Source organism: Arsukibacterium sp. (genome assembly GCF_036735525.1).
GTDB lineage: Bacteria > Pseudomonadota > Gammaproteobacteria > Enterobacterales > Alteromonadaceae > Alishewanella.
The window spans coordinates 1-24,539 of the sequence record NZ_DAINOE010000008.1; the positions used below are offsets into that span (position 1 = coordinate 1).

At 48.1% G+C, this 24,539-nt stretch carries 22 protein-coding genes and 2 tRNA genes; 7 read left to right on the forward strand and 17 right to left on the reverse strand.

Translation table 11 applies throughout. The features are described from left to right. Position 1: 1 nt before the first annotated feature. From V7D78_RS02715 to V7D78_RS02770, 12 genes are all read right to left on the reverse strand, one after another. On the reverse strand, positions 2-661 hold the full coding sequence (locus V7D78_RS02715) for a Sua5/YciO/YrdC/YwlC family protein (protein WP_333606892.1): 660 nt from the start codon (positions 659-661) through the stop codon (positions 2-4). Beyond that, complete coding sequence (locus tag V7D78_RS02720) at positions 651-893, reverse strand: hypothetical protein (protein WP_333606893.1); 243 nt, start codon at positions 891-893, stop codon at positions 651-653. Before V7D78_RS02720 ends, V7D78_RS02715 begins: the two co-directional genes overlap by 11 nt. 119 nt (positions 894-1,012) lie before the next feature. After that, on the reverse strand, positions 1,013-1,645 hold the full coding sequence (gene nth / locus V7D78_RS02725) for an endonuclease III (RefSeq protein WP_333606894.1): 633 nt from the start codon (positions 1,643-1,645) through the stop codon (positions 1,013-1,015). A 12-nt stretch (positions 1,646-1,657) separates the two neighbouring features. Then, on the reverse strand, positions 1,658-2,353 hold the full coding sequence (locus V7D78_RS02730; RefSeq protein WP_333606895.1) for an electron transport complex subunit E: 696 nt from the start codon (positions 2,351-2,353) through the stop codon (positions 1,658-1,660). Next, the gene (rsxG, locus tag V7D78_RS02735; RefSeq protein WP_333606896.1) at positions 2,350-2,985 is read right to left on the reverse strand and encodes an electron transport complex subunit RsxG; all 636 of its coding nucleotides are present in this window, start codon (positions 2,983-2,985) and stop codon (positions 2,350-2,352) included. The genes V7D78_RS02730 and rsxG overlap by 4 nt, the downstream gene beginning before the upstream one ends. A gap of 50 nt (positions 2,986-3,035) precedes the next feature. Then, the gene (gene rsxD / locus V7D78_RS02740; protein WP_333606897.1) at positions 3,036-4,106 is read right to left on the reverse strand and encodes an electron transport complex subunit RsxD; all 1,071 of its coding nucleotides are present in this window, start codon (positions 4,104-4,106) and stop codon (positions 3,036-3,038) included. Further along, positions 4,106-5,965, reverse strand: coding sequence for an electron transport complex subunit RsxC (gene rsxC, locus V7D78_RS02745; RefSeq protein WP_333606898.1), 1,860 nt, complete (start codon positions 5,963-5,965; stop codon positions 4,106-4,108). Before rsxC ends, rsxD begins: the two co-directional genes overlap by 1 nt. Before the next feature lie 5 nt (positions 5,966-5,970). After that, positions 5,971-6,522, reverse strand: coding sequence for an electron transport complex subunit RsxB (rsxB, locus tag V7D78_RS02750; RefSeq protein ID WP_333606899.1), 552 nt, complete (start codon positions 6,520-6,522; stop codon positions 5,971-5,973). Next, positions 6,519-7,103: an electron transport complex subunit RsxA gene (gene rsxA, locus V7D78_RS02755; protein WP_333606900.1), complete on the reverse strand. Its 585-nt coding sequence runs from the start codon at positions 7,101-7,103 to the stop codon at positions 6,519-6,521. The genes rsxB and rsxA overlap by 4 nt, the downstream gene beginning before the upstream one ends. 162 nt (positions 7,104-7,265) lie before the next feature. Further along, on the reverse strand, positions 7,266-9,191 hold the full coding sequence (locus V7D78_RS02760; RefSeq protein WP_333606901.1) for an EAL domain-containing protein: 1,926 nt from the start codon (positions 9,189-9,191) through the stop codon (positions 7,266-7,268). A gap of 147 nt (positions 9,192-9,338) precedes the next feature. Next, positions 9,339-9,415: transfer RNA gene (locus V7D78_RS02765), tRNA-Asn, on the reverse strand. A 28-nt stretch (positions 9,416-9,443) separates the two neighbouring features. After that, positions 9,444-9,520, reverse strand: a tRNA-Asn gene (locus V7D78_RS02770). A gap of 554 nt (positions 9,521-10,074) precedes the next feature. On the opposite strand from V7D78_RS02770, the gene V7D78_RS02775 reads away from it, so the two are divergent. From V7D78_RS02775 to V7D78_RS02790, 4 genes are all read left to right on the forward strand, one after another. Continuing rightward, complete coding sequence (locus V7D78_RS02775) at positions 10,075-11,463, forward strand: MATE family efflux transporter (protein WP_333606902.1); 1,389 nt, start codon at positions 10,075-10,077, stop codon at positions 11,461-11,463. After that, positions 11,460-13,463 carry an excinuclease ABC subunit UvrB gene (gene uvrB / locus V7D78_RS02780; RefSeq protein WP_333606903.1) on the forward strand — a complete coding sequence of 668 codons (2,004 nt, stop codon included), beginning with the start codon at positions 11,460-11,462 and terminating at the stop codon, positions 13,461-13,463. The genes V7D78_RS02775 and uvrB overlap by 4 nt, the downstream gene beginning before the upstream one ends. 131 nt (positions 13,464-13,594) lie before the next feature. Continuing rightward, positions 13,595-13,954: a putative porin gene (locus V7D78_RS02785; RefSeq protein WP_333606904.1), complete on the forward strand. Its 360-nt coding sequence runs from the start codon at positions 13,595-13,597 to the stop codon at positions 13,952-13,954. Continuing rightward, complete coding sequence (locus V7D78_RS02790) at positions 13,947-14,384, forward strand: putative porin (protein ID WP_333606905.1); 438 nt, start codon at positions 13,947-13,949, stop codon at positions 14,382-14,384. The genes V7D78_RS02785 and V7D78_RS02790 overlap by 8 nt, the downstream gene beginning before the upstream one ends. A 72-nt stretch (positions 14,385-14,456) precedes the next feature. Here V7D78_RS02790 and V7D78_RS02795 read toward each other — a convergent pair whose 3' ends face one another. The 5 genes from V7D78_RS02795 to fusA form a co-directional block, all read right to left on the reverse strand. Next, on the reverse strand, positions 14,457-15,338 hold the full coding sequence (locus V7D78_RS02795; protein ID WP_333606906.1) for a transglutaminase family protein: 882 nt from the start codon (positions 15,336-15,338) through the stop codon (positions 14,457-14,459). Position 15,339: 1 nt separating this feature from the next. After that, on the reverse strand, positions 15,340-17,802 hold the full coding sequence (locus V7D78_RS02800; RefSeq protein WP_333606907.1) for a circularly permuted type 2 ATP-grasp protein: 2,463 nt from the start codon (positions 17,800-17,802) through the stop codon (positions 15,340-15,342). Positions 17,803-17,824: 22 nt separating this feature from the next. Then, complete coding sequence (locus V7D78_RS02805; RefSeq protein ID WP_333606908.1) at positions 17,825-18,793, reverse strand: alpha-E domain-containing protein; 969 nt, start codon at positions 18,791-18,793, stop codon at positions 17,825-17,827. 3 nt (positions 18,794-18,796) lie between these two features. Beyond that, entirely contained in the window at positions 18,797-20,254 is a 1,458-nt protein-coding gene (locus V7D78_RS02810) for a circularly permuted type 2 ATP-grasp protein (RefSeq protein ID WP_333606909.1), read from the reverse strand. A gap of 181 nt (positions 20,255-20,435) precedes the next feature. Continuing rightward, positions 20,436-22,535 (reverse strand): elongation factor G, encoded by a 2,100-nt coding sequence (gene fusA / locus V7D78_RS02815; RefSeq protein WP_333606910.1) that lies wholly within the window; start codon positions 22,533-22,535, stop codon positions 20,436-20,438. A 508-nt stretch (positions 22,536-23,043) separates the two neighbouring features. Here fusA and V7D78_RS02820 point away from each other — a divergent pair. From V7D78_RS02820 to V7D78_RS02830, 3 genes are all read left to right on the forward strand, one after another. Then, positions 23,044-23,574, forward strand: coding sequence for a TerB family tellurite resistance protein (locus V7D78_RS02820; protein ID WP_333606911.1), 531 nt, complete (start codon positions 23,044-23,046; stop codon positions 23,572-23,574). 88 nt (positions 23,575-23,662) lie between these two features. Then, entirely contained in the window at positions 23,663-24,124 is a 462-nt protein-coding gene (locus tag V7D78_RS02825; protein ID WP_333606912.1) for a GNAT family N-acetyltransferase, read from the forward strand. A gap of 73 nt (positions 24,125-24,197) precedes the next feature. Beyond that, positions 24,198-24,539, forward strand: a complete 342-nt coding sequence (locus tag V7D78_RS02830; protein ID WP_333606913.1) for a nuclear transport factor 2 family protein — start codon at positions 24,198-24,200, stop codon at positions 24,537-24,539.

Genomic DNA, 24,539 nt, shown 5'->3' on the forward strand with positions numbered 1-24,539 from the left:
ATCAAAAAGGCTGATAGCTGATTGTATAAATGGAAATTTTGTGGGGATCCCTCAGGACCGCCGCTTTATCACGGGCATTTGCGGCTAAGCCGTACACGGTTTCAGTTGGTACTGCGACCAACTTTCCTTGCTTTAACAATTGCATAGCCGTCTTGATATCATCGGCAATATCAGAGTTTAGCATTAAGGTATTTAGCACAGGGGCTCTCCGGCAAAAAGTAAAATAAACAGCGGCTTTAAGGGTTGCAAAACGGACAATAAGTTGGGTCAGCAAAGGGTTCAGCAGAGGCCTCATACTCGGTGTGACCACAGCAACTTCGCTAAGCCTATCAGAAGAGAGCAATAAACCATGTTGCTCTAAGGCGTCATACACAGCCGCAAAGCCCACTAATCCCTTCACCATTGCACTGCTGAAACTACAAATCCAGCCTTGGCCTTTGTCTTGCTTTTCAAGGTGAGCACGCAGTTGAGCTATTTGATCTGTTTCCAGGTGAAACAAGGGCACAAGGCCTGAGGCCCTGGCAATAATAAAGCGTTGCTTTACGCTATCATACAAACAGAGCAGCTCGTCATCCCAATTAAGTAATCCTGGTACTGGACCGCCGCCAAAACTTCCTTCACTGCCAATTCCCAAAGATAAACCGGTTAATTCACACGCCATTTTTTGCTTTGGTTTTAACACAAGCCAATGGACTTAAGGTTCGCGGGATCTCGCCTGAAAAGCTACCCAGGCTGTCTGTATCGAATAAATCTGTCAGCTGAACCATGATACCCACTTCAGCTAAAGCGGGCGCAACCAAAGGCACTTTATGATGTTTTGTTAAAAAAGCAGCATACTGCAAAGGTTTTGCCTCTTTTTCAGTATCAACTGACGTCAGTGCTGCGGCATTCATAATATTACCCTTGGTTTCATATCTGACAAGGTTAAGGCGCTATGACATCTTTCATTACAACCGTGCTTTGATTAGCTTAACCCCAGCACAGCGGCGCAATTGAAAAAAGTAGTCTCAGACTATTCCGTTTTATCTTTAAATTCACATAAATCTTCAATCAGACAAGAGCCACATTTGGGTTTACGGGCAACACAGGTATAGCGGCCATGTAAAATCAGCCAGTGGTGCACATCCAGTTTAAATTCGGCTGGTACTACTTTTAATAATTTTTGTTCTACCAGATCCACATTAGCACCCACTGCCAGCTTAGTCCGGTTGGATACCCGAAAGATATGAGTATCAACGGCGATAGTCGGCCAGCCAAAGGCGGTATTCAGTACCACGTTAGCGGTTTTACGGCCTACGCCGGGCAGGGCTTCAAGTGCTTCGCGATTTTCCGGCACTTCACCGCCGTGTTGCTCGACTAAGATGCGACAGGTTTTAATGACATTTTCCGCTTTGGTATTAAACAAGCCAATAGTTTTAATATAGTGCTTTACGCCGTCTACGCCTAAATCCAGCATGGCTTGTGGCGTGCGCGCGGCCGCAAACAGCAAGCGGGTGGCTTTATTGACACCCACATCGGTGGCTTGTGCCGATAACAATACGGCAATCAGCAGCTCAAATGGCGAGCTGTATTCCAGCTCAGTGGTCGGCTTAGGGTTTGCATCCCGCAAGCGGCTTAATATGGCGATACGTTTATGTTTATTCATAAATTCAATCTGTTACTGGGCGGCGCCGGTGACTCTGGCGCGGGTAATGCTGCCCGCTGCTACGGCTTCACGTTTTTTAATGGCCAGGTCAATGGCGTTTTTCAGGGCAATCAGTATCCCCATTCCAATAAAGGCGCCTGGCGGCAGCAAGGCTAGCAGAAAATGGCTGTCGACACTAAATAACTCGATACGCAACACACTGGCCCAACTGCCCAGCAGTAAATCGGCACCGTCAAATAGCGTACCCTGACCGAGGATTTCTCGCATAGCACCGAGCGCCATTAGTACCAGTAAAAAACCCAGCCCCATCATAAAGGCATCTATGGCAGAAGGTATAACCGGGTTTTTTGAGGCAAATGCCTCTGCGCGGCCGATAATGGCGCAGTTAGTGACGATTAACGGAATAAAAATGCCCAGTGATTGGTATAAACCAAAGGTAAAGGCGTGCATCAGTAATTGAATAACGGTAACGAAGCTGGCGATGATCATCACAAAAATCGGGATGCGAATTTCTGAGGGTACATGATTGCGGATCAATGACACTACTATATTTGAGCCCATTAACACTATTAAGGTGGCTACACCCAGGCCAATGGCATTGGTCAGCGTAGCCGTGACCGCTAATAATGGGCATAAGCCCAGTAACTGCACCAGCCCAGGGTTATTCTTCCATAGCCCCTGCAGCGTCAGCTCTTTTATTGAGTTCACAGTATATCTCCACAATTTGCCTTTGCATCAGCTAGCTCTGGCTGCAGCTGCACCAATCTGGCCGCACGATAAATGGCATTTATCACCGCCCGGGGTGTAATAGTGGCGCCGGTAAACTGGTCAAACTGACCGCCTTCTTTTTTTACTGCCCAGGCCGCTTTATTAGTTTCAGCTACCGCTTTACCACTAAAACCAAATATCCAGTTATCGCGGCGGCTGTCAATTTTATCACCCAGCCCGGGCGTTTCCTGGTGATTCAGCACCCTGCTGCCCAACACGGTGCCATCCGGGCTTACCGCAACGATAAGATCGATATTGCCACTATAGCCATCCGGGGCGGTGGTTTCGATGATATAGGCGCCAATCACACCCTGCTGACGCCAACGGTAAATCGCCTGTGGGCTGTTGCGGCCTAAAAATTCCGGGGCAGTGATTAAAATACAATCTTGCAGCAGCTCACGCTCAGCTGAGGCATCAGGCAGCACTTCATGCAAAATGGCCAGTTTATTGGCCAGAATTTGCTCAGCAATACGGGGTTGCGTCAGTTGTTGCACCGTGCCAAGAATAGCGACACAGAGCAGGGCGACAGCCGACAGTATCACGGCGTTTTTACTGACAAGTTTTACAAGCATGCATGTTACTCTGTTAGTCGCTGTTAGTCGTTATAAGTAGCAAATAGTTGCTAGGCTCTTTTACCTGAGCTGGCTTTATGGCCATAGGTTCGGGGCCGGGTATAGTAGTCAATTAACGGTACCGCCATATTAGCCAGCAAGATGGCAAAGGCAAAGGCATCAGGATAACCGCCGTATTTACGGATAACAAACACCAGCAGGCCAATCATCATGCCAAAATACAAACGGCCACGATTAGTCGTTGAGGCCGACACCGGATCGGTGGCAATAAAAAACGCCGCTAGCATAGTGGCGCCACTGAATAATTGAAACAGCGGGCTGACATTAGTGTCCGGTGCTGCCAGCCAGCTTACTGCACTGAGTAAAAACAAGCTGCCAATCACCGCAGCCGGGATACGCCAGCTAATCACTTTAAGCTTGATAAGCAAGAGCCCACCCAGTAAATAGGCGAGGTTTACCCACAACCAGCCGGCACCGGCAATGCCATAAAATATCGGCTTTTGCAGACTTTCACCTACCGTTAGTTTTGCCGTTAAATCGGTGCGTACGGTATCCAGTGGTGTCGCCATGCTAATGCCATCGACACCCATTTGTAACTGCGTCAGGCTAAAGCCACTGCAGCTGTACTGGGTGAATACCGCGCAGATGGCATCCAGCGGCGTTAAGCTGACACTTTGCAGTGACAGCGGGGGCAACCATTGCGTCATTTGCACCGGAAAAGAAATAAGCAGCACCACATAGGCAGCCATGGCCGGGTTAAACAGATTATGGCCAAGGCCGCCGTACAGTTGCTTCACAATTACAATAGCAAAGACGCTGCCGACAACCACCAGCCACCAGGGGGCGTAGGGCGGAATAGATATTGCCAGCAGTAAGCCGGTTACCAGAGCACTGTGATCCTGCAAGCGTGGTAAGACCGCTTTACCGCGCAGCCACAACACCGCCGCTTCGGCTAACCAGGCACTGCTAATGGCTAATACGAGTTGTAGCAAAACGCCATAGCCAAATAGCACGGCTTGTACTGCTATGCCGGGCAGGCAGGCCAGTACCACTAACCCCATTAGCTGTGCTGTAGTGCGTTGGTTATGATGATGCGGCGAGCTGGCAATTTTAAAACTCATTATGACGGGGTATCCGATTGTTTTTTAGCTTTAGCTCTGGCGATTGCCGCCAGCACGGCCGCTTTGCGCGGATCAACAGCTGCCGGTGCGGCAATATCCGTTGGTGTATCATCCGTTTGTGTATCATCCGTTGTCTCAGCGCTTGCTGCCGCCTGAGCTTTCGCCGCCGCTTTAGCACGCTGATAGGCCAGTGCTTGTTGTTTTTTGGCTTCGCGTTGTGCCTGAATGTCTGCCTGACTGGCCTCAGTTTGCACCGCCACCGCTAGCGGCTCAGCTGTGCTTTGCTCTGCCAGCTTAGCGGCTTCAGCGACCTTAGCCGGCTGCTCTGCTGCAGCCTGCTTCGCTTTAATTCTGGCCAGCGCCGCTGCTACAGCATCACTGGCGCCAGCTGCTTGCTGCTGTTGTTGGCGCGCCGCAGCCAATTGCTGATTACGTTCGGCTCTCAGTTGCTTTTCCTGCTCTAAGCGGGCATTACGTGCTTCAAAGCGCGCCTTGGCTTGCTCAGCTTTAATGGCATCATGTTGCTGCTCGCGGATCTCGGCTTTGGCTACCCGGTAATATTGTACCAATGGAATTTCACTGGGGCAGACATAAGCGCAGGCACCGCATTCTATACAATCAAACAGGTTATAGTCCTGTAGTTTTTCGCTATCCTTCGCTTTGCTGTACCACAACAGTTGTTGTGGTAATAAGCTGGCCGGACAGGCATCAGCACAAGCGCTACAGCGGATACAGTCCATCTCAGGCTTAGCCGCCGGTAGCTCGGCCGCGGTTGGCGCTAAAATACAGTTTGTGGTTTTCACTACTGGCACCCGTAAATCGGGCAGAGCGAAACCCATCATAGGCCCGCCCATGATTACCCGTTGTGCCGGTTCCGGGCTAAATCCGCAAGCGGCTAATAAATCTGCTACTGGGGTGCCTAATAAAGCCAGGACATTCTGGCTTTGCTGCAAGGTATCACCAGTGACAGTCACTACCCGTGAGATCAGTGGTTGATCATCCAGCACCGCCTGAGCGATCGCAAAAACGGTGCCGATATTTTGCATTACTATACCAATATCTATCGGCCGCCGCCCGGTGGGCACTTCTTTGTTTGTGAGCAGCTGAATAAGTTGTTTTTCGCCACCTGACGGATATTTAGTCGGTACCTGGCGTACCAGATAATCCTCACGTTGGCTGCAGGCTGCGATCAGTGCTGCAGTCGCCGCGGCTTTATCATCTTCAATACCAATCAAAACAGCTTTTGGATTCAGTAACCTGAATAAAATATCAATGCCTTTGACGATAGTCGTCGCGGCTTCCTGGATCAGCACATCATCGGCGCTGATATAAGGTTCGCACTCTACGGCATTAATGATCAGATAATCAATGGGCTGAGTCAGGCCCGCTTTCAAATGTGTAGGGAAACCAGCGCCACCCATACCAGCAATACCACTATCCTGAATACGCTCTAACAGCGTGTGCGGCTCAGTAGTGGCCAGATTGAGCGGATGGCGTTCACGCCATTGCTCGAGACCATCAGGTTGCAATATCAGCATAGGCTCTGCTATGGCAGAAGGATGCGGGCTGACATGCTCGGTTATAGCAGTGATAGTGCCAGACGTAGGGGCATGGACGGGCACGGCCATTGAATTATCTGCACTGGTCAGTGCCTGGCCTTTTAATACCTGCTGGCCAACGCTGACTAATAAGGTGCCCGGCACGCCTATGTGTTGGCGCAGCGGAATATACAACCGCTCTGGAAGCGGTAGCACGGCAATAGGCCGCGAGCTGGTGTGTTTTTTGTGGGTAGGAGGGTGAATACCGCCATGAAAGTCCCACAGCGTACCGGCTTTAATTTGCTGAAATAAACTGGGCACTGCCTTTACTCCACTATCTTAACGGCGATGGTATTAAGATCCCATTTCCAGCGCTCAGGGGTGGGCGCTAACGGAACCATATCAATACAATCTACCGGGCAGGGTTCAACGCACAGATCACAGCCGGTGCATTCATCAATGATCACCGTATGCATTAATTTTGATGCGCCGACAATGGCGTCCACCGGACAAGCCTGAATACATTTAGTACAGCCAATACATTCGTCTTCACGGATATAGGCCACTCTTTTAATTGCTACCTGTTGTGCTTCATTCAGCGGCTTGGCTTCTACCCCCATTAAATCGGCTAGTTTACGAATAGTGGCATCGCCCCCCGGCGGGCATTTATTGATATCATCGCCATCAGCAATGGCTTGTGCATAAGGTCGGCAGCCGGGATAGCCGCATTGTCCACACTGAGTTTGCGGCAGTATATCGTCAATCTGCTCGACCAGCGGATCCGATTCAACCTTAAAGCGAATCGCTGCATAGCCCAGTAAACCACCAAAGATCAACGCCAGTACGCCTAACGCCAGCAATGCCGTCAGTAAGCTCATAACTGGGTTACCAAGCCACTAAAGCCCATAAAGGCTAATGACATCAGGCCTGCGGTGATCATGGCAATGGCAGCACCTTTAAAAGGCAAAGGCACATCGGCAGCGGCCAGTCGTTCACGCATAGCGGCAAAAAGCACCAGCACTAACGAAAACCCTGCTGCAGCGCCAAAGCCATAGACCAAGGAGGAGATAAAATTATGACTGGCATTGACGTTAAGTAGGGCCACACCTAATACTGCACAGTTTGTGGTTATTAAAGGTAAGAAAATACCCAGTAACCGGTAGAGTGTTGGGCTGGTTTTGTGTACCACCATTTCAGTAAATTGTACCACGACCGCTATCACTAAAATAAAGCTTAAGGTTCTCAGATAGCTTAGCGCCATTGGCGCCAGAATATAGTTGTCGACCAGATAGCTCAGTACAGACGCCAATGTCAGTACAAAGGTGGTGGCCAGTGACATGCCAATAGCAGTCTCCAGTTTGGAAGACACGCCCATAAAGGGGCAGAGGCCAAGGAATTTTACTAATACAAAATTATTGACCAGCACAGTGCTAATCAATAACAACAAAAATTCGGTCATAGAGTCACTTTAACTAAAGTAGGGCCTTAACCAGCGCAAGGCCTCTATTATGCAGCCATGTAAAGTTGGATACAACCAAACAAAAAGTAAGGGTTTTTTAGCACAACCGCAGCCTGGGCTGCGGTTGTCATGCTTAGATTACACGGCCAGAGGCCTTGCTAATTAAATAGGTGTGGGTTTACCTATATAGTAACCCTGATTACCGTCAATAAATAATGATTCAAGCATATGCTTTTCTTCTTGCGTTTCAACGCTTTCGGCAAATACACCTACACCAATACGGTGTGCTAAATCTATCATTAGACGCATAAAGTATTGGTTGTTTTTATCATCATCAATATGGCGGGTATAGCTGCCATCCATCTTCACAAAGTCAGGTTTAAGTTCACGGAAGAATTTGAAGGAGGTAATACCGACACCAAATTTTTCAACGGTAATACGAGAGCCGGCACGGTGAACCATATCAATAAAACGTTTAGAGGTTTTAAGGTTTTGTTGTAAGCCGAATTCACTCACTTCAAAAATTAAACGCGACGCAATATGCGCATCTTTTAACAAACGTCTTTCCAGCCAGATAATAAACTGATCATCATGCACACAACGGGCTGATATGTTCAGACCAAAATATTGATCCTGTAAATTTTTGTTTTTTATGGTAGTCAATGCCGTTTCAATTATTAGCCTGTCAACAGCAATAATTTTATCCAGTTTTTCTGCCATAGCTAAAAAGGACGCAGTAGGCAGCACCTGATTCTCAACGGTTTTAAAACGCACTAATACTTCGGAGTAGGCTTTAGCTGAGCGGTTTGAAGGCTGGATAAGTTGTACTAATAAACTAATACGGTTATTGGTCAACACATCTTCAATCACATTGCGCCAGTTTTGGTTGCCATAGCTGCTGCTGGACATATCAAGGCCAGCGGATTCTTTTTGAATATGCCAGGCATTACTTTGTTTAGTTTGCGCTAAACTGATCGACGTATCGGCGATGGCTAATAATTCACCCAGTGCTTTGCCACTCTCATAGGTGGCTAGACCGGTATAGGCTACAGAATCAAGCTCAGATAATTTTTGATATTCGTTAAAGCGACTTTGCAGTTGCAGGGCAAAGTTTTCTGCTTCTTTTGACGTAATACGGGGTAACAGAATAGCAAAATCAGAACTATTTAACCTGAACACCCGGCTGGCGTTGTAGGTATCAGCCACTTTATTAATGATGGTCGATACTTCTTTAATATATTCGTCACCTTCCTGATAGCCACGGGTCTGATTCAGGCCTTGTAACTCAGTGCAGCGGGTAATAGCAAAAACCCCAAATTCATTTTGCTCTGACAATTTAAATTGTTCTTCATAAAACTGTACAAAACGATTGCGGTTAGGTAAGCCAGTGACAGGATCTTTGTAAGCTTCTTCAGCAATTTGTTGAGCACTGGAGGTCATGTCTTTAAATTGCTTTTGACTGAAACTGGCCAGTTTTTGCAGCGCCAGATTAATATCAGCAAACTCATCGGGCAGAGATTGCCAGTCAGGCTGCGTTTTTAAAGGATCTTTGATAAAGCTGTCAATCAATGAGTTGATTGATTCAGTTGTGCGGCGGTAACTACGACTAAGGCTACCACGGGCAAATAAAATAGGAATCCACCCAAGTAAAAAAGGCAGTAACACTAATACCAGTGCAAATTGTTGCAACAAGACTAAAGAAGATTGATGATTTAATTGGTAACTCAGTAGGATGTCTTGCTCAGTATTACGAATTGTCTCGGGTCTGAAACTACTACCCGCTTTTTCAAGTAGCCAGAACATTAGGGCAGCTTGACGTGGCGGGCTGTTTTGTTCATGTAACACAGTGCCATCAAGTTGACTTATACGAAGATTACTAAACTGAAAACTGCGGTCCAGTTGCCGGCTCAATATTTTCGGGTCTCCACTTAAGTGATGACTTATCACTTGCTCAATTGCAACTCGACTGTCCCGCTCACGATTATCGAGCAGTTTTTGCGTGTAAAACACCAGAGTGATAAGCAAAGTAATAACCAGAATTACTGCAGCGAGTAATTGGGCAAGAAGCAGGGATCGAAATATTCTCATAAGCGCTGACCACCAGACATAACCAGTTTCCTTGTCTTTATGCTTAATATAGTTTACCTATAGCATAATAAACGCTAATTAAATCAAATAAAACCTTAGAAATAAATAAATAACGCTAAATAAGCAGAAAAATACAAGATTTAGCTGTGGCTCCCCAGACTGGACTCGAACCAGTGACCTACGGATTAACAGTCCGCCGCTCTAACCAACTGAGCTACTAGGGAATAGAAAAGAAAAATACAGAAGTTACTTTGGCTCCCCAGACTGGACTCGAACCAGTGACCTACGGATTAACAGTCCGCCGCTCTAACCAACTGAGCTACTAGGGAACAGCATTCAACGGGGCGCAATACTAATGCCAGCCATGCACCCTGTCAACAGTTAAGCAGCGGGATTTTTAACTGTAGGGTTTAGTTGTCTAGACTTTAAACAAATGCCGCTCAGTTCTGCTGCACACAACAAATTTTACCGGCTTTGCAACAGGCTTATCCAGGCAAAGTTGGCAATGCTAATATAACGCTAAGTCAATGATTGTCAGGGTACGGTTAAGTTACCCACAGAAGCTGTGGATAAGTCTGTGAATTAGCGGTTGCAAGTAACGGCAAAGCCTTAATTTCATTGGTCTGGAACTGCGTCAATACATTAAATGAAAAAAATATTACTGTTATTATTCAGTGGGTTATATAATTTGGCTGTAAAAGCCGCTTTGTCGAATTTTACTAAAAGTGGCACATATTAAGCAGGGTGCGAATTGTGCACTAAAATGTGATTTTTTCTGCAAAGCGCTCTCAGCTGCAGGATTAACGGCTTTTTCCAGCGACTGCATAGTATGCCGCTGGCATTTTCTCTACAATAGCCAGCATGATGACATCACGGTTACCCTATGACTGCCGCTCACTCTGCCACTAACCCCCTGTTACAGGGCGACATAGAACCCACTTTACGCCAACTGACCTTGCCGGTGCTGGCAGGTATGCTGACACTGATGAGTTTTAATCTGGTTGATACGTTTTTTATCAGTATGTTGGGTACTCAACAATTGGCTGCAGTCAGCTTTACCTTTCCGGTGACCTTTAGTGTGATCAGTCTGGTCATTGGCTTAAGCATTGGTACTTCCGCGGTCATTGCCAGGGCGCTGGGCGCTGGTCGGCAACATGATGCCCGGCATGATGGCTTAACGGCAATCTGGCTGGGAACTTTGCTGGTCGCGCTGCTGGCGTTGTTGTGTTATCTGTTGCTCGACCCGATGTTTGTTTTGCTGGGTGCGGATGCGAACATACTGCATTATATCCGCCAGTATATGCTGATCTGGCTGGCAGGCTCAGTGCTATTAGCTATACCGATGCTGGGAAATGCTATTTTGCGGGCAGCGGGGGAGACCAAACTGCCAAGCATCATTATGGCCAGTGGCGGCCTGGTTAATGCCCTGTTAGACCCGCTGCTGATTTTTGGTTGGGGGCCCATTCCGGCCATGGGTATGCAGGGTGCTGCACTGGCCTCAGTCGTTGCATGGCTAAGCAGTTGTGGTTTAATTATTTACTTGTTGGTATGGCGTCGCCAGCTAGTGTCTTGCCGTTGGCTCAGTGTCACCGAGTTTGTTAATCGTAGTCGTAAAATTTTACGTATTGGTTTACCTGCCGCAGGGGCTAATATGCTGACGCCATTAGCGATGGCGGTGATCACGGCCATAATGGCGACCTATGGTGCTGAAGCTGTGGCGGCCTTTGGTGTGGGCATGCGTATTGAGAGTATTGTTTGTCTGGTGGTGTTGGCCTTATCGATGACACTGCCGCCTTTTATTAGCCAGAATATGGGGGCAGCCCAGCTTAGCCGTGTACAACAGGCCTATAAACTGTGTTGCCGTTTTGTCTTGCGATGGCAGTTACTGCTATATGTGCTACTGGCGATGCTGGCCTGGCCGCTGGCTGATATTTTTACTGATAACCCGCAAGTAGCCAGCTATATTCGCTGGTTTATCTGGGTTATGCCATTAGCATATGGGTTGCAAGGAGTGATTATATTAACCAATTCCTCCTTTAATGCCATGCATTTACCGGCCAAGGCAGTGTGGCTGAGTATTTTCAGGTTGTTTATCTGTTATGTGCCGCTGGCCTGGCTGGGAGGCGTGTTATTTGGTGTGATGGGCGTGTTTATCGGTTGTGTACTGGCGAATGTGCTGATTGCCAGCGTAGCTTATCGTTGGTTTAACAGGGTGATGCAGAGTCACATGGCGGCCCCCGCAGTCACAGAGCAGGAGAGCAGGTTAATATGAGCAGGGATTTTGAATTAGTATCTGACTATCAGCCTGCGGGCGATCAGCCTGAGGCCATAAGCAAGTTAGTGGACGGCTTGCAATCAGGCTTAGCCCATCAAACCTTATTAGGCGTCACTGGCTCGGGTAAAACCTTTACCATGGCAAATGTGATTGCCAGGGTAAACCGGCCGACCTTGATTATGGCACATAACAAAACGCTGGCGGCGCAGCTGTATGGCGAGATGAAGGCGTTTTTCCCGCAAAATGCGGTAGAGTATTTTGTCTCTTATTACGATTACTATCAGCCCGAAGCCTATGTGCCCTCGACCGATACCTTTATCGAGAAAGATGCCTCGGTCAATGAGCATATAGAGCAGATGCGTTTATCCGCCACTAAGGCGCTGATGGAGCGGCGCGATGTTATTATTATTGCCTCGGTCTCAGCTATATACGGCCTTGGCGATCCGGAATCGTACATGAAGATGCTGCTTCACCTGAAACAGGGTGATATTGTCGATCAGCGTTTTATCTTAAGGCGTTTAGCCGAACTGCAGTATCAGCGCAATGATATTGAGTTTCAGCGCGCCAGTTACCGGGTGCGCGGCGATGTGATTGATATCTTTCCTGCAGAATCAGATGACATCGCGGTACGGGTAGAATTGTTTGATGAGGAAATTGAACGCATCAGCCTGTTTGATCCCTTAACCGGTGCTGTGGAAAAAGTGGTAACCCGCTATACGATTTATCCTAAAACCCACTATGTGACGCCACGTGAAAAAATTCTGGCGGCAGTAGATAATATTAAAGTAGAGCTGGCCAGCCGGCGGGCAGATTTACTGGCCAACAACAAGCTGGTTGAAGAGCAGCGGCTGGCGCAACGCACTCAATTTGATATTGAGATGATGGTGGAGCTGGGTTATTGCTCTGGTATTGAAAATTATTCCCGCTATTTATCCGGCCGCGCTAATGGCGAGCCGCCACCGACGCTGATGGATTATTTTCCGGCGGATGGCCTGATGTTTATCGATGAATCGCATGTGACCATTTCACAAATTGGCGCTATGTATAAGGGCGATAGGGCACGCAAAGAAAACCTGGTGAATTATGGTTTTCGCTTGCCCTCGGCACTGGATAACCGGCCGCTTAAATTCGACGAATTTGAAGCCATTGCGCCGCAGCGAATATATGTGTCGGCTACGCCGGCAGATTATGAGCTAAGGCAATCTGATGGTGAAGTCGTCGAGCAGGTGGTGCGACCAACCGGCCTGGTCGATCCACAAATTGAAATACGGCCAGTGGCCAGCCAGGTTGATGATTTGATGTCAGAAGCGACGCTAAGAGCACAGCGTGGTGAGCGGGTGCTGGTGACTACCCTGACCAAAAAAATGGCTGAGGCGCTGACGGAGTACCTGCATGAGCATCATATTCGTGTGCGCTACCTGCATTCTGATATTGATACTGTTGAGCGGATGGAAATTATCCGTGATTTGCGCCTGGGGGTCTTTGATGTGCTGGTGGGTATAAACTTATTACGTGAAGGCCTGGATATCCCGGAAGTGTCTCTGGTGGCTATTCTGGATGCGGATAAAGAGGGCTTTTTGCGCTCTGAGCGCTCGCTTATTCAGACCATGGGACGGGCGGCTCGTAATTTAGCTGGCAGAGCCATCTTATATGCCGACAGGATCACCGGCTCGATGAAACGGGCAATAGATGAAACAGAGCGGCGGCGTAGTAAACAACAAGCCTTTAATGCATTGCATGGCATTACCCCTACAGCTATCAGAAAAAAAGTAGCGGATGTCATGGATTTAGGGCAACAACCTTTAGCGCCAGGGTTATCGGCGTATAAAGTTGCCTCTACTGCAGCCAGTTACAAAGCGCTGTCACCAGCGCAGTTAAGCAGCCAGATTAAACAATTGGAGCAGCAAATGCTGCAGCATGCTAAAGATTTAGAATTTGAACAAGCCGCGGCGCTGCGTGATCAGGTGATGGCATTAAAACAGCAGTTGCTGCAGTGACCAACTAGTTGAATAAACTCACAAAGCCTTACAATTTGTTACGAAGCTACGCCTGTAAGTTCAGTTATCATTCAGCTGGAGTTGTTAGCATGCAGCCACATCTTAGTCAGGTCATTTTATAAAGGAACATTATGAAACTTGCTACTTTAACCTCCTTGCTAGCTTTTTGCTCCGCCAGCGCTCTGGCCACCAGCTACCAGCATGAAACCAAAGTTGATTATCTGTGGGGTGACTTACTGAATACTGAATTTAATTCCAGCGTATTCAGCCAGCAATTTCATTTTACCCCGGTCAGTGTAAACAGTAATGCACCCTTTGCTGAAGCCGCCTTTATCAGCCGCACTAGCAGTGTCTTGCTGGGTTATCAACGCTCGCGCTTTGATTTTGGTGATGAGGGCAAAAGCACAGCCAGCAGTTGGGCGCTGGGTGGCGAATATCGCAGCCTGAACCATAATTTTTCATGTATCAGCCCTGGCCACAGAGGTGAATAACAGCAGTGATCGTCAGCTTGATACCAGCCTGGGTTATTACGTTGATCGCAATTGGTTAGTCACCTTTGATATTGAGCACACTCGTCCAGGTGATAGCGGTAGCAGTACTCAGTTTGGTGTGAGCAGTAAAACATTGCTGGCATTGGATACCGGTGATTACCTTAATATTGAAGCCAGTTATATTGACCTGCGTGGCACTAACAGCAGCCGTTTTGCCGTAGCAGGTGATTATTACTTTGGTAAAACCTTTGCACTGGGTATGGAATACCAGTGGTTATCTAAAGGTATATTCAGCACCGATGCCGATGCGGTAACTATGCGCAGCAGCTGGCATGTATCACCCAAGATGGCGTTAAATGCTGCTGTGACTTTTGACAGTCTGGATACCGGCGATGATCTGTTTCAACTGGGCCTTAACTTCCGCTTTTAAGCTGGCCTTGCATGTATAAAAAACCGCCTTTGCTGGCGGTTTTTTGTTAGATCAAACATAAGTTGCCTCTGGCTATTCTGTCAGGGGTAACACATCGACGGCCACTGTCAGTTGATGCTCACCATTACCCTGCAATAAGCCTTTTAACGGTACTACATCGGCATAATCACGACCAAAGGCTACTGTCAGATGTTGTTCATCGGCCAGCAGGTTATTAGTAGGGTCAAAATCAATCCAGCCCAATGTCGGGTCAAATACGGCAAACCAGGCATGGGAGGCATCGGCACCGACCAGCCTTAGCTGGCCTTCGGGTGGCCGGGTTTCCAGATAACCGCTGACATATCGGGCCGGAATACCCACTGTTCTGAGGCAGCTAATAGCCAGCTGGGCAAAGTCCTGGCAGACGCCGCGTTTGTGACTTATTACTTCGCTGAGTGGCGTCACCACAGTACTAAATTCGGGATCGTACTGAAACTCACTAAAAATATACTGATTTAATGCCTGCGTTAGTTGCAGGATATTTTGCCCCTGTTGCAACAGTGGGCTAATCAACGCTTTAGCTTGTGCCAGCAATGGGATCAACTGGCTGGCATTCAAACAAAGTCTGGCTTGCAGAGCGTTGACATCAAACTGGCTTGCCAGATAGTGTTGCAACTGATTCAGACTGGCGCCTTGCTGAATGTTTAACACATTGTGTCTTGGTTGCACACGAACAATGCTGCTGGCGGTAACCGCCAGTTGCTGATGTGGGCGTTGTAGATGGATAAAATGCTGAATGTTCCCAAAATAATCGACACGTTGTTGTAGTGCTGAAGGTTGTGGCTCAACCGTCAGCGCCGTTTGCAGTACCTGTTGATAGGGTAACTGGCGCGGTGTTATACAGGCCAGGTTGTAGCTATTGGCAACCGCTTGCGGGTAACAATATTGGGTGAGGTGGCGCAACTGGTATTTCATGTTAAAAACGCTGCCACTGATTATGTAAATCGACATGGCTGAAATACGACAAGGTAATACTGTCTGACAACTGGCGTAGCCGCAATTGTAATTGCAATAATAGCTGGCTTAACTCTGGTGTCGCTTGTTGGCGTTCATCAAACAGCAGTTGTGGATCAGTCTGCTGTAACAAGGCCTGCAATTCGCTGGCCAGCTGGCTTTCATTTCCCTGGCGCAGGGCAGTGTCATTAACTGAAAATTGCTGCGGCGGCAATTTTTTAACCTGATGCAGTAATACGCTACACTGGTAGGCTACCGAGCGTGGCGTACTGCCATCCAACAATAATAAGTCAACTATAGGTAACGGGTGCAAAACACTGTGATAGCGGCGGCGATAGGTCAGCATGGTATCGGCCATTCGTAACAGCGCCTCAAGCAAACTGGCACCGGGAGTGCACTGACAAAATATGGAGTGCAGTAAGCCACAGGTTTGTAACGCCCGTTCCAGGTGCTGGCCAGTATCCATAAAGCGTAAGCTGTGTGTGCGGCTCATGGTTTCGTTGTTAATGCCATAAATCGCCGTTTGCAGCAGGATAATCTCATCGAGTGTGCGCAAAAGCGCGGCCGGTTGCTGCCAGTCTGGCTGTGCTGGCCAGCTATAAACTGCATGTTGCAGTTTGTCTAGCACATACCAGGTATCCTCACCAAAGTATTCCCGAACAGACTGTGCATTAAACAGCAGATTTTTTAATATGGCGACCAGACCTTGCGGATTGTTAGCGCTAAACAGCGGTTCAAGTAATAACGTCACGCTGGCATCTGGCGCGGGCGGGGCACCATTGGCCAGTAGGCAGAATTGCAGTAATATCCTTGCATCCTGCTGGCCTTGAGCCTTATCGTCACTACTTAACAGAGGTAAGGCTGCACGGAGCGCCCGGCAAATTAAATTTAACCGCTCATTGTAACGGCCCAGCCAGAATAAATGATCGGCGACTCTGCTTGGCAAAAGTCCGGCCTGGCGGGATAGGATGATTTGCTTACTGGCGCTTGGTAATAAACTGTTACTCTGAGTTTTTTCGGCGAGAACCCAGACATCCTTGGCGTTAAATTGCTGATTAAACCCCTGACCTAAGGACGTTTGTAAGTTATGCGGATTAACATCGGTGCGTCCCAACGCACCTGGGAGTACTTCAATATGTTGGTGATGATCCCGCAAGCTAAATAACCGCATAGCAGCGGCCTGCGGTTGCAGCTGCTCAGTAACTGACCAACAGGGTAATTGGCTTAATGGCAAGATTTGCCTGGCGATATAAGCTTGTGGCTGCTGGCTGACTTGCTGCCATAAGGTGGTCAGTTCATTGCTGGTTAACCGGGCAGGAATAATCTGGTTATTGCTGATTAAATGCTGCAAACAATAGTGTTCTGGCTGCTGTTTTACTGTTGCCAGAGCTTCAGCCATGCCACACCATAAGGCATTGACTGTTGGCAGCTGTAATGGCTCGCCCAGTAAAAACTGACAGGCTTCTGCTATAAAAGGTAGCAGGGCGCCGGACTCAAGCAGTGCTGTACCCGGTGGGTTAGCACAAAACAGCTGTTGCTGACGAATACTTTGTAATAAGCCGGCACAGCCGCTGCTGGCTGCCGCTAATTCCAGTGGATCGCAGCTGTTGTCCTCAAGATAGCGCATTATACTGTGCACTGACTGCAAACCACTTAAGGTTTTCAACCATAATTTGCCATTTTTAAACATCAGATCTGCACCATGTACCAGCGCAATATCCAGATAATTGGCTAAAAAGGCATGCTCAAAATAGGCGGTGTCGCGCTGTTGATGAGTTAACAATGCAGCCAGTTGCTGTTGCTGACTGCCTTCTGCCGGCTGTTGCAGCAGTTGCTGTAACTGCCGGAAAAAGCCCGCCAGTTGGCTTTTTTTAACCTGATTATTTAATTCAGTGGTGGTGTTATTAAACGCCAGCCGATGCTCCAGTACATGGCCAAGTCCGGCGGGCATCTGGCTTAGATCATTGTATACACAGAACTGCCCGTTACTGTTACGGCCAATATCGCAGGCCAGCAGTGAAAGCCAGCCCTGATCATCAGTTAAGCCGGCGCAGGGCAGTAAAAAACTCGCATTCAGATAAATGACATCGGCCGGTATAATGCTATGCTGCAGTAATTGCTGCGGACCATATAAATCGGCCAGTATCGCATTTAGCAAGGTGTGGCGCTGCGCCAAACCGCTTTCCAGGCTTTGCCATTGCTTGCTGTCAATTAACCAGGGCAGTAAATCCAGTTGTCGTGCTGAGTTATGCCAGGGGTCGACCGCAGCACCATTCTCCCGCAGTTGATGCTGTAATTCGTTATGTAACTGGCTTAGTTGGCTATGGCTTTGCTGATGCCACCACTGCTCTATTGCCTGCCATTGCGGTAGCTTATGCCAGTGTTGCTGCTCGCTGTAATTTGGCTGCGCTACGGTCGTTGACATAGGGTTCCTGTGCTTTGGTTCATCAAGCTGAAAGCTGCTGTTGGCGCTGGCTATCGTCGGGGTCAACTATCACCTGATGCAGAGTAATAATACCGGCCTGGATCTGATCAATCAGCAAGTGCAGTTGTTCAGTGGAAAGTTCAGTCAGGGGTTGCTCTTTTAACATTGCCTGTAAGCTATGCAACTGTTGTAAAATCTTAGCTGCATGTGGCAGCCCCCGGCCAGAGGCCGCTACCCGGTTTAAACAATAAGCAATGGATCTGGGAAAATCTGCATAGGTTAACAGGTAATCTATGGCGTCTACATCACCGCTTTGCTCAGCTACATAATAATGATATGACTCTATGCCGCCCAGCGCATTAAGAATAGAGGTCCAGCGAAATTTAGGGCGTTTAATCTGGGTTGGTTGCAGTTGCTGCAGTACCAGTACGTCCATAATGCGGGTGGTCATATCTGCACGCTCCAGCAGGCGGCCACTGTTAAACAGGTCAAAAGCGTCACCACGTAACATTACACCGTCCAGCACGCCGACTACCATCTGACAGCGGCGGCTGACTTCGGTCATCAGGTTATAGCGGTGCTGCCGGCCTTGTAGCTGCTGACAATGTTGTTGCAAAAACAAATCCAGTTTATTCAGTTCTTCCCACATATCTCTGGGAATCAGCTGGCGCACGGTGCGGGCATTAAATTTTAACTGGCTGCAGGTATAACGAATAGAGACAGTGCTGTCTTTATTGCTGATTAAATGTGCCATCACGGCATTTTCAATACTGATTTGCTCTGGCTTGGCATCTGCTGGCAGTGGGTATGCCGCCAGCGCCTCTGTACTATTCAGTCCCATTACGTCCAACAGTACTGGCCAGCTGAATTTAGTATCTTTATGACTATCTATCAGCAGATGACTGGTGGCATTCACCAAGCGGGCGGTATTATCTAAACGCTCCAGATAGCGACCTAGCCAGAAAATATGATCTACGGATTTTAAAAGCATGTGTTATACCTCATCATTGATGATCCAGGTGTCCTTGCTGCCACCGCCCTGGGATGAATTAACCACTAATGAATCTTTCACCAGCGCCACCCGACTTAAGCCGCCTGTGGTGCAATATAGCTCTTTGCCTTGCAGTATAAAGGGGCGCAGGTCCAGATGGCGTGGCTCTAACACTCCACCGCACAAGGTTGGTGCGGTGGATAAATTCAGCGTCGGCTGTGCAATAAAGTTACGCGGGTTGGCGTTAATGGCCTCTGCCATTTGCTGCTGCTCGGCCAGGGTTGAGCGCGGCCCGATTAAAATGCCATAACCACCTGATTCGTTTGCCGGTTTTACTACCAGTTTATCCAGATTAGCCAGTACATAACTTTTTTGCTTAGCATCCAGGCATAAAAAGGTTTCTACATTATCTAACAGTGGCTTTTCGCCCAGATAATACTCAATAATTTGCGGCACAAAGGCGTAAATCACTTTATCGTCAGCTACCCCTGAACCAGGGGCATTCGCAATGGCCACATTGCCTTTACGCCAGGCTTCAATTAAGCCTGCGATGCCGAGCATTGAATCGGGCCGAAAGGCGAGGGGGTCAATAAACACATCATCCACCCGGCGGTAAATTACATCTACCCGCCGTTTACCGCGCAGGGTTTTTAGCCAGACGATGTCATCTTCGACATACAAATCATGGTTTTCTGCCAGCGCTATGCCCATTTGCTGAGCTAAAAACGTATGCTCAAAATAGGCGGAATTGTAGATGCCCGGTGTTAACAGCACGATACAAGGCACTTCACCCTCACGCGGTGACAGCGATGCCAGCATTTGCCAAAGTTGATGGGGATAGTCATCTACCGGGTAAATGGTCGAGTCGGCAAACAATTCCGGAAAAACCCGCTTCATTACAGTTCGGTTTTCCAGCATGTAAGATACGCCAGAGGGCACGCGTAAATTGTCCTCCAATACCAGAAACTTGCCACTGCCGTCACGCACTAAATCGGTGCCACATATATTAGCCCATGCTTTAAAACGGGGCGAAACGCCCTGGCAGGGCTGCAGATAATTACGTGATTGCAGCACCAGCTCGGCTGGCACTATGCCTTGTTTGAGGATTTTCTGCTCGTTGTACAAGTCATCAATAAACAGATTCAGTGCTTGCAGGCGCTGTTTCAGGCCATCACTGGTATGTTGCCATTCGCTGCTGGGAATGGTACGAGGCATCACATCTAACGGCCAGGCACGGTCGATGTTGTCGCCATCGGCATAGAGCGTAAAACAGACACCCATGTCGCTAATGGTCTGATTTATCTGAAGTTGTCTTTGAGTTAGTTCGCTTGGTCCGTGTTTATCAATAAAGCGCGCTATGGCAACGGCGGGGCGGCGAATACTGCCACTGTGACTGACCAGTTCGTCAAAACAATCTGCTGTAAGCGGATACCCCCCCTGGGTAAAACTCTTTAAACTCATCGGCAACTCCTTGCATTACACAGTATCAGTTATCGGAAAGAACCATTAACTTTAGCAAGGGTTATGCCATAGCGTTATTTCTAGCGTCTGGCTACACTACTCCTTATGTTCAGCAATTCATAGAAAACAAAAAGCCCCGCCGGTTTGCACCGGCGGGGCTTTTTTAACGCGCGCTTACTGCTTAGTTTTTAGCAGCGGCAGCTTTCTTTTCTTTTTCTTTCTGTATCACAGCTTCCGACACGTTAGACGGGCACGGTGCGTAGTGTGAGAACTCCATAGAGAACTGACCACGGCCAGAGGTCATAGTACGCAGAGTACTGATGTAACCGAACATCTCAGACAGTGGCACGTCGCCTTTGATTCGTACGCCAGTGACACCCGCTTCCTGGCCAGAGATCATGCCACGACGACGGTTTAAGTCACCGATAACATCACCTACGTGATCTTCAGGGGTGAACACGTCAACTTTCATGATTGGCTCAAGTAACTGCGCGCCGGCTTTAGGCATGGTTTGACGGAAAGCACCTTTAGCAGCGATTTCAAAGGCGATGGCTGATGAGTCAACGGCGTGGAAACCACCGTCGAAGACTTCAACTTCTACGTCTAACACCGGGAAGCCAGCCAGGGTACCGGTTGACATCATTGATGCGAAACCTTTCTCGATAGCAGGCATAAACTCTTTTGGTACGCTACCACCAACAACTGTTGATTTGAAGGTAAAGCCAGAGTTTTGCTCGCCCGGGCGAATGCGGTAGTCGATTTTACCGTATTGACCTGAACCACCAGATTGTTTCTTGTGGGTGTAGCTGTCTTCAACTTCACGGGTGATCGTTTCACGGTAAGCTACCTGTGGCTGGCCTACTACTAGCTCAACACCGTAAGTACGTTTTAAGATGTCTACTTTGATATCTAAGTGCAGTTCACCCATGCCTTTCAGGATCGTTTCGCCTGAATCAACATCAGTCTCTACGCGGAAAGTTGGATCTTCTGACACCATCTTACCGATGGCGATACCCATTTTCTCAACAGAACCTTTGTCTTTTGGCGTGACAGAGATAGAGATGACTGGCTCTGGGAAGATCATTGGTTCTAAAGTACATTCGTGTTTTGAATCACACAGCGTGTGGCCCGTTTGCGTGTTGTTCTTCAGACCTACTAAAGCGATGATGTCACCGGCCTGAGCAGTGGTCAGGTCAGTACGGTCGTTCGCGTTCATCTCAACCATCCGGCCGATACGTTCAGTTTTACCGGTGAAAGAGTTCAGTAAAGTATCACCCTTATTAAGAACACCAGAGTAAATACGGATAAAGGTCAGGGCGCCAAAACGGTCGTCCATGATTTTGAACGCTAAAGCGCGGAACGGCTCGTCAGCAGATACGATGGCGTACTGGCCATTTGGAGCACCTTCTTCGTCAGTCAGTGGCTGTGGGTTTACTTCAGTTGGTGATGGTAAATAATCAACAACGGCGTCCAGTACTAACTGCATACCTTTGTTTTTGAAGGCAGAACCACAGTAAGTTGGGAAGAATGCCAGCTCACGGGTACCTTTACGGATACAGGCTTTAATCTGTTCAACAGTCGGCTGTTCGCCTTCCATGTAAGCCATTAACAGGTCGTCATCTTGCTCAACAGCAGTTTCAACTAACTGTTCACGGTACATAGCAACATCGTCTGCCATATCCGCTGGGATATCCAATACTTCGTAGTTTTCTGGCTTGCCAGAATCATCCCACACGTAGGCTTTTTCAGTCAGCAGATCAACCACACCGACGAAAGTCTCTTCGCGGCCGATGGGTAAAGTCATGATCAGCGGCTGAGCGCCCAGGACGTTTTTAACTTGTTCTGTTACGCGGATGAAGTCAGCACCGATACGGTCTAACTTGTTAACGAAGATCAGACGCGATACTTTCGCATCGTTGGCATAACGCCAGTTAGTTTCTGACTGAGGTTCAACACCACCAGAACCACAGAACACACCGATACCACCATCTAATACTTTTAGAGAACGGTATACTTCAACAGTGAAATCAACGTGACCCGGGGTATCGATAACGTTGAAACGATGACCTTTCCAGAAACAGGTAACGGCTGCAGACTGGATTGTAATACCGCGCTCAGCTTCTTGCACCATGAAGTCAGTGGTCGATTCACCTTCGTGAACTTCACCTATCTTATGGATTTTACCGGTCAGTTTTAAGATACGTTCGGTAGTCGTGGTTTTGCCGGCATCAACGTGGGCGAAGATACCAATGTTTCTATATAAGGATAAATCAGCTGACATAGTAATCTCTATAAGCTAGGGTTTGAAAATAGTGCGACAATATACAGGATTTTTAAAAGCTTTGCCCGAAAAAAAAGTTGAAGCAGACTAATTTTTTATCCATGCTGTCAAAGCAAGCTTACAAGCAGACCATAGGCAGGGATTATTTATCAGAAACCGCATTGTCTTGCTCATCGCAAAAGTGATCAGCTTGCTGGTTGCTTTAGCTGTATTGGTGTTGAGCCCAGGCGTGCAGGGCGTGACTACACAAAGCATGACGGATAAAGGGTAAAAATTATTTTAATCTGTGATAGTAAAGGATGACAAAATATTACCGACGCCTCCAGTATGGTTATTTGCTAGTAACTCTGACAACTGGAAGCACGCTTGGAGCGGTATTTGTTTTAACGTTGAATTAACCCATTTCTACAATTTAACTATTGTCAGTAAATTGAAAACAGATTAGTTTATTCTGAGTTCATATCCGTTGTTTTTGCACGTGCAAGGGCACAGTGCGGAGTAGCATCAAATGCATATTATCTTGGGTGTGTTAGGCGCAGTGATCACCATTTTAATCTTAATTAACCGCTTATCTGAGGCTGGTATGGATATAGGTTGGTTAAATCCCTTCAGTTGGCATCGGCGTCGTAAGTATCGCATCCAGCATGATCTGAATCCGTTGTTTAAACTGGAATCGCCACTAGATGTAGCGGCCTTGCTGCTGCTGGGGGTGGCCAAAGTAGACGGTGATATCACCTTAAACCAGAAAAATGCCTTGTTAGGGCTTTTTCAGCAGGAATTCCGGTTATCAGCCTCTGAAGCCAAAGCCTTGTTGGCTTCCAGTGCCCATCTGATTGGCAATGGTCAGGAGTTTTTTACTGCGCCAGACAAGGTTATCAAGCCCTCATTTGATAAATTTACGGCTGATCAGGTGGCTTCATTAAATAAACTGCTGCAGCAGATTGCGACACTCGATGGCCCGGCCTCAACAGAGCAAGAGGCATATATCCGTCAGGTACAGTTGGCATTGCCACTATTTAGCACTGAGGCGAGATGGTAGTTGATTGCTTAAATAGCGCTCAGCTTGCAACGGCCAGTTGCTTGGTGTCACATTATACGATTTTTGGATAAATTACTGGGGATTCAACATGCTACAGATCCTAGCGGGCGGACTGGAGTCAGCCGCTGTCAGGCAACTGCTGCACGGCCATTTAGAAGACATGTATGCCACTTCACCGCCTGAAAGTGTGCATGCGCTGGACATCAGTAAATTACAAGCGCCGGACATTCGCTTTTGGAGTGCCTGGCAAGGAGATACCCTGGTGGGCTGTGTGGCACTGAAACAACATGATACGCATATGGCTGAAATCAAATCCATGCGCACTGCACCCGAGGCCCGGGGGCAGGGCGTCGGGCGCGCGTTATTGCAATTTATACTGGATGCTGCCCGCCAAAGTGGTATTACCCAGCTATATCTTGAAACCGGTTCTATGGATTTTTTCCTGCCAGCCCGCACCCTGTACCAAAGCGCGGGCTTTAACTACTGCGGTCCCTTCGCTGATTACCCGGAAGATCCTAATAGTCTCTTTATGACTAAAGTGCTGTGCTAAACCACTACTCTTAGGACATACGATAAAAGCCTGCTGCAGTTAGCCAGACGTTTTAACATAGAGTTTACTGAATATGACCAATAGCGCAGACCCTGTGCAGCGCCAACTTGATGCGTACAATGCCAAAGATTTAGCCGCTTTTATTGCTTGTTACCACAGCGATATTGCCATTTATCGTATGCCGGCCACTGCGCCAGCGCTTATCGGCCTTAACGCCCTGGCCGCTTTTTATCAGACAGAGCGTTTTACCGTCAACGCGCTGCGCGCTGAGGTTCTACAGCGTATGGTGGTGGGTAATAAGGTTATTGACCATGAAAGGGTATACGGCATGGCTGAACAACCTTATGAAGTGGCGGTAGTGTACGAAGTAATGGATGGCTTAATCATCAATGCCTGGTTTTACCAGGCGCAGTAG

Coding starts and splice junctions, on each gene's coding strand:
- rsxD (WP_333606897.1), bottom strand. CDS start 4,106: ATGAGTTTTAAAATTGCCAGCTCGCCGCATCATCATAACCAACGCACT.
- V7D78_RS02760 (WP_333606901.1), bottom strand. CDS start 9,191: ATGAGAATATTTCGATCCCTGCTTCTTGCCCAATTACTCGCTGCAGTA.
- V7D78_RS02825 (WP_333606912.1), top strand. CDS start 23,663: ATGCTACAGATCCTAGCGGGCGGACTGGAGTCAGCCGCTGTCAGGCAA.
- fusA (WP_333606910.1), bottom strand. CDS start 22,535: ATGTCAGCTGATTTATCCTTATATAGAAACATTGGTATCTTCGCCCAC.
- V7D78_RS02715 (WP_333606892.1), bottom strand. CDS start 661: ATGGCGTGTGAATTAACCGGTTTATCTTTGGGAATTGGCAGTGAAGGA.
- V7D78_RS02720 (WP_333606893.1), bottom strand. CDS start 893: ATGAATGCCGCAGCACTGACGTCAGTTGATACTGAAAAAGAGGCAAAA.
- V7D78_RS02820 (WP_333606911.1), top strand. CDS start 23,044: ATGCATATTATCTTGGGTGTGTTAGGCGCAGTGATCACCATTTTAATC.
- V7D78_RS02800 (WP_333606907.1), bottom strand. CDS start 17,802: ATGTCAACGACCGTAGCGCAGCCAAATTACAGCGAGCAGCAACACTGG.
- V7D78_RS02805 (WP_333606908.1), bottom strand. CDS start 18,793: ATGCTTTTAAAATCCGTAGATCATATTTTCTGGCTAGGTCGCTATCTG.
- V7D78_RS02785 (WP_333606904.1), top strand. CDS start 13,595: ATGAAACTTGCTACTTTAACCTCCTTGCTAGCTTTTTGCTCCGCCAGC.
- nth (WP_333606894.1), bottom strand. CDS start 1,645: ATGAATAAACATAAACGTATCGCCATATTAAGCCGCTTGCGGGATGCA.
- uvrB (WP_333606903.1), top strand. CDS start 11,460: ATGAGCAGGGATTTTGAATTAGTATCTGACTATCAGCCTGCGGGCGAT.
- rsxA (WP_333606900.1), bottom strand. CDS start 7,103: ATGACCGAATTTTTGTTGTTATTGATTAGCACTGTGCTGGTCAATAAT.
- rsxG (WP_333606896.1), bottom strand. CDS start 2,985: ATGCTTGTAAAACTTGTCAGTAAAAACGCCGTGATACTGTCGGCTGTC.
- V7D78_RS02810 (WP_333606909.1), bottom strand. CDS start 20,254: ATGAGTTTAAAGAGTTTTACCCAGGGGGGGTATCCGCTTACAGCAGAT.
- V7D78_RS02795 (WP_333606906.1), bottom strand. CDS start 15,338: ATGAAATACCAGTTGCGCCACCTCACCCAATATTGTTACCCGCAAGCG.
- V7D78_RS02830 (WP_333606913.1), top strand. CDS start 24,198: ATGACCAATAGCGCAGACCCTGTGCAGCGCCAACTTGATGCGTACAAT.
- V7D78_RS02775 (WP_333606902.1), top strand. CDS start 10,075: ATGACTGCCGCTCACTCTGCCACTAACCCCCTGTTACAGGGCGACATA.
- rsxB (WP_333606899.1), bottom strand. CDS start 6,522: ATGAGCTTACTGACGGCATTGCTGGCGTTAGGCGTACTGGCGTTGATC.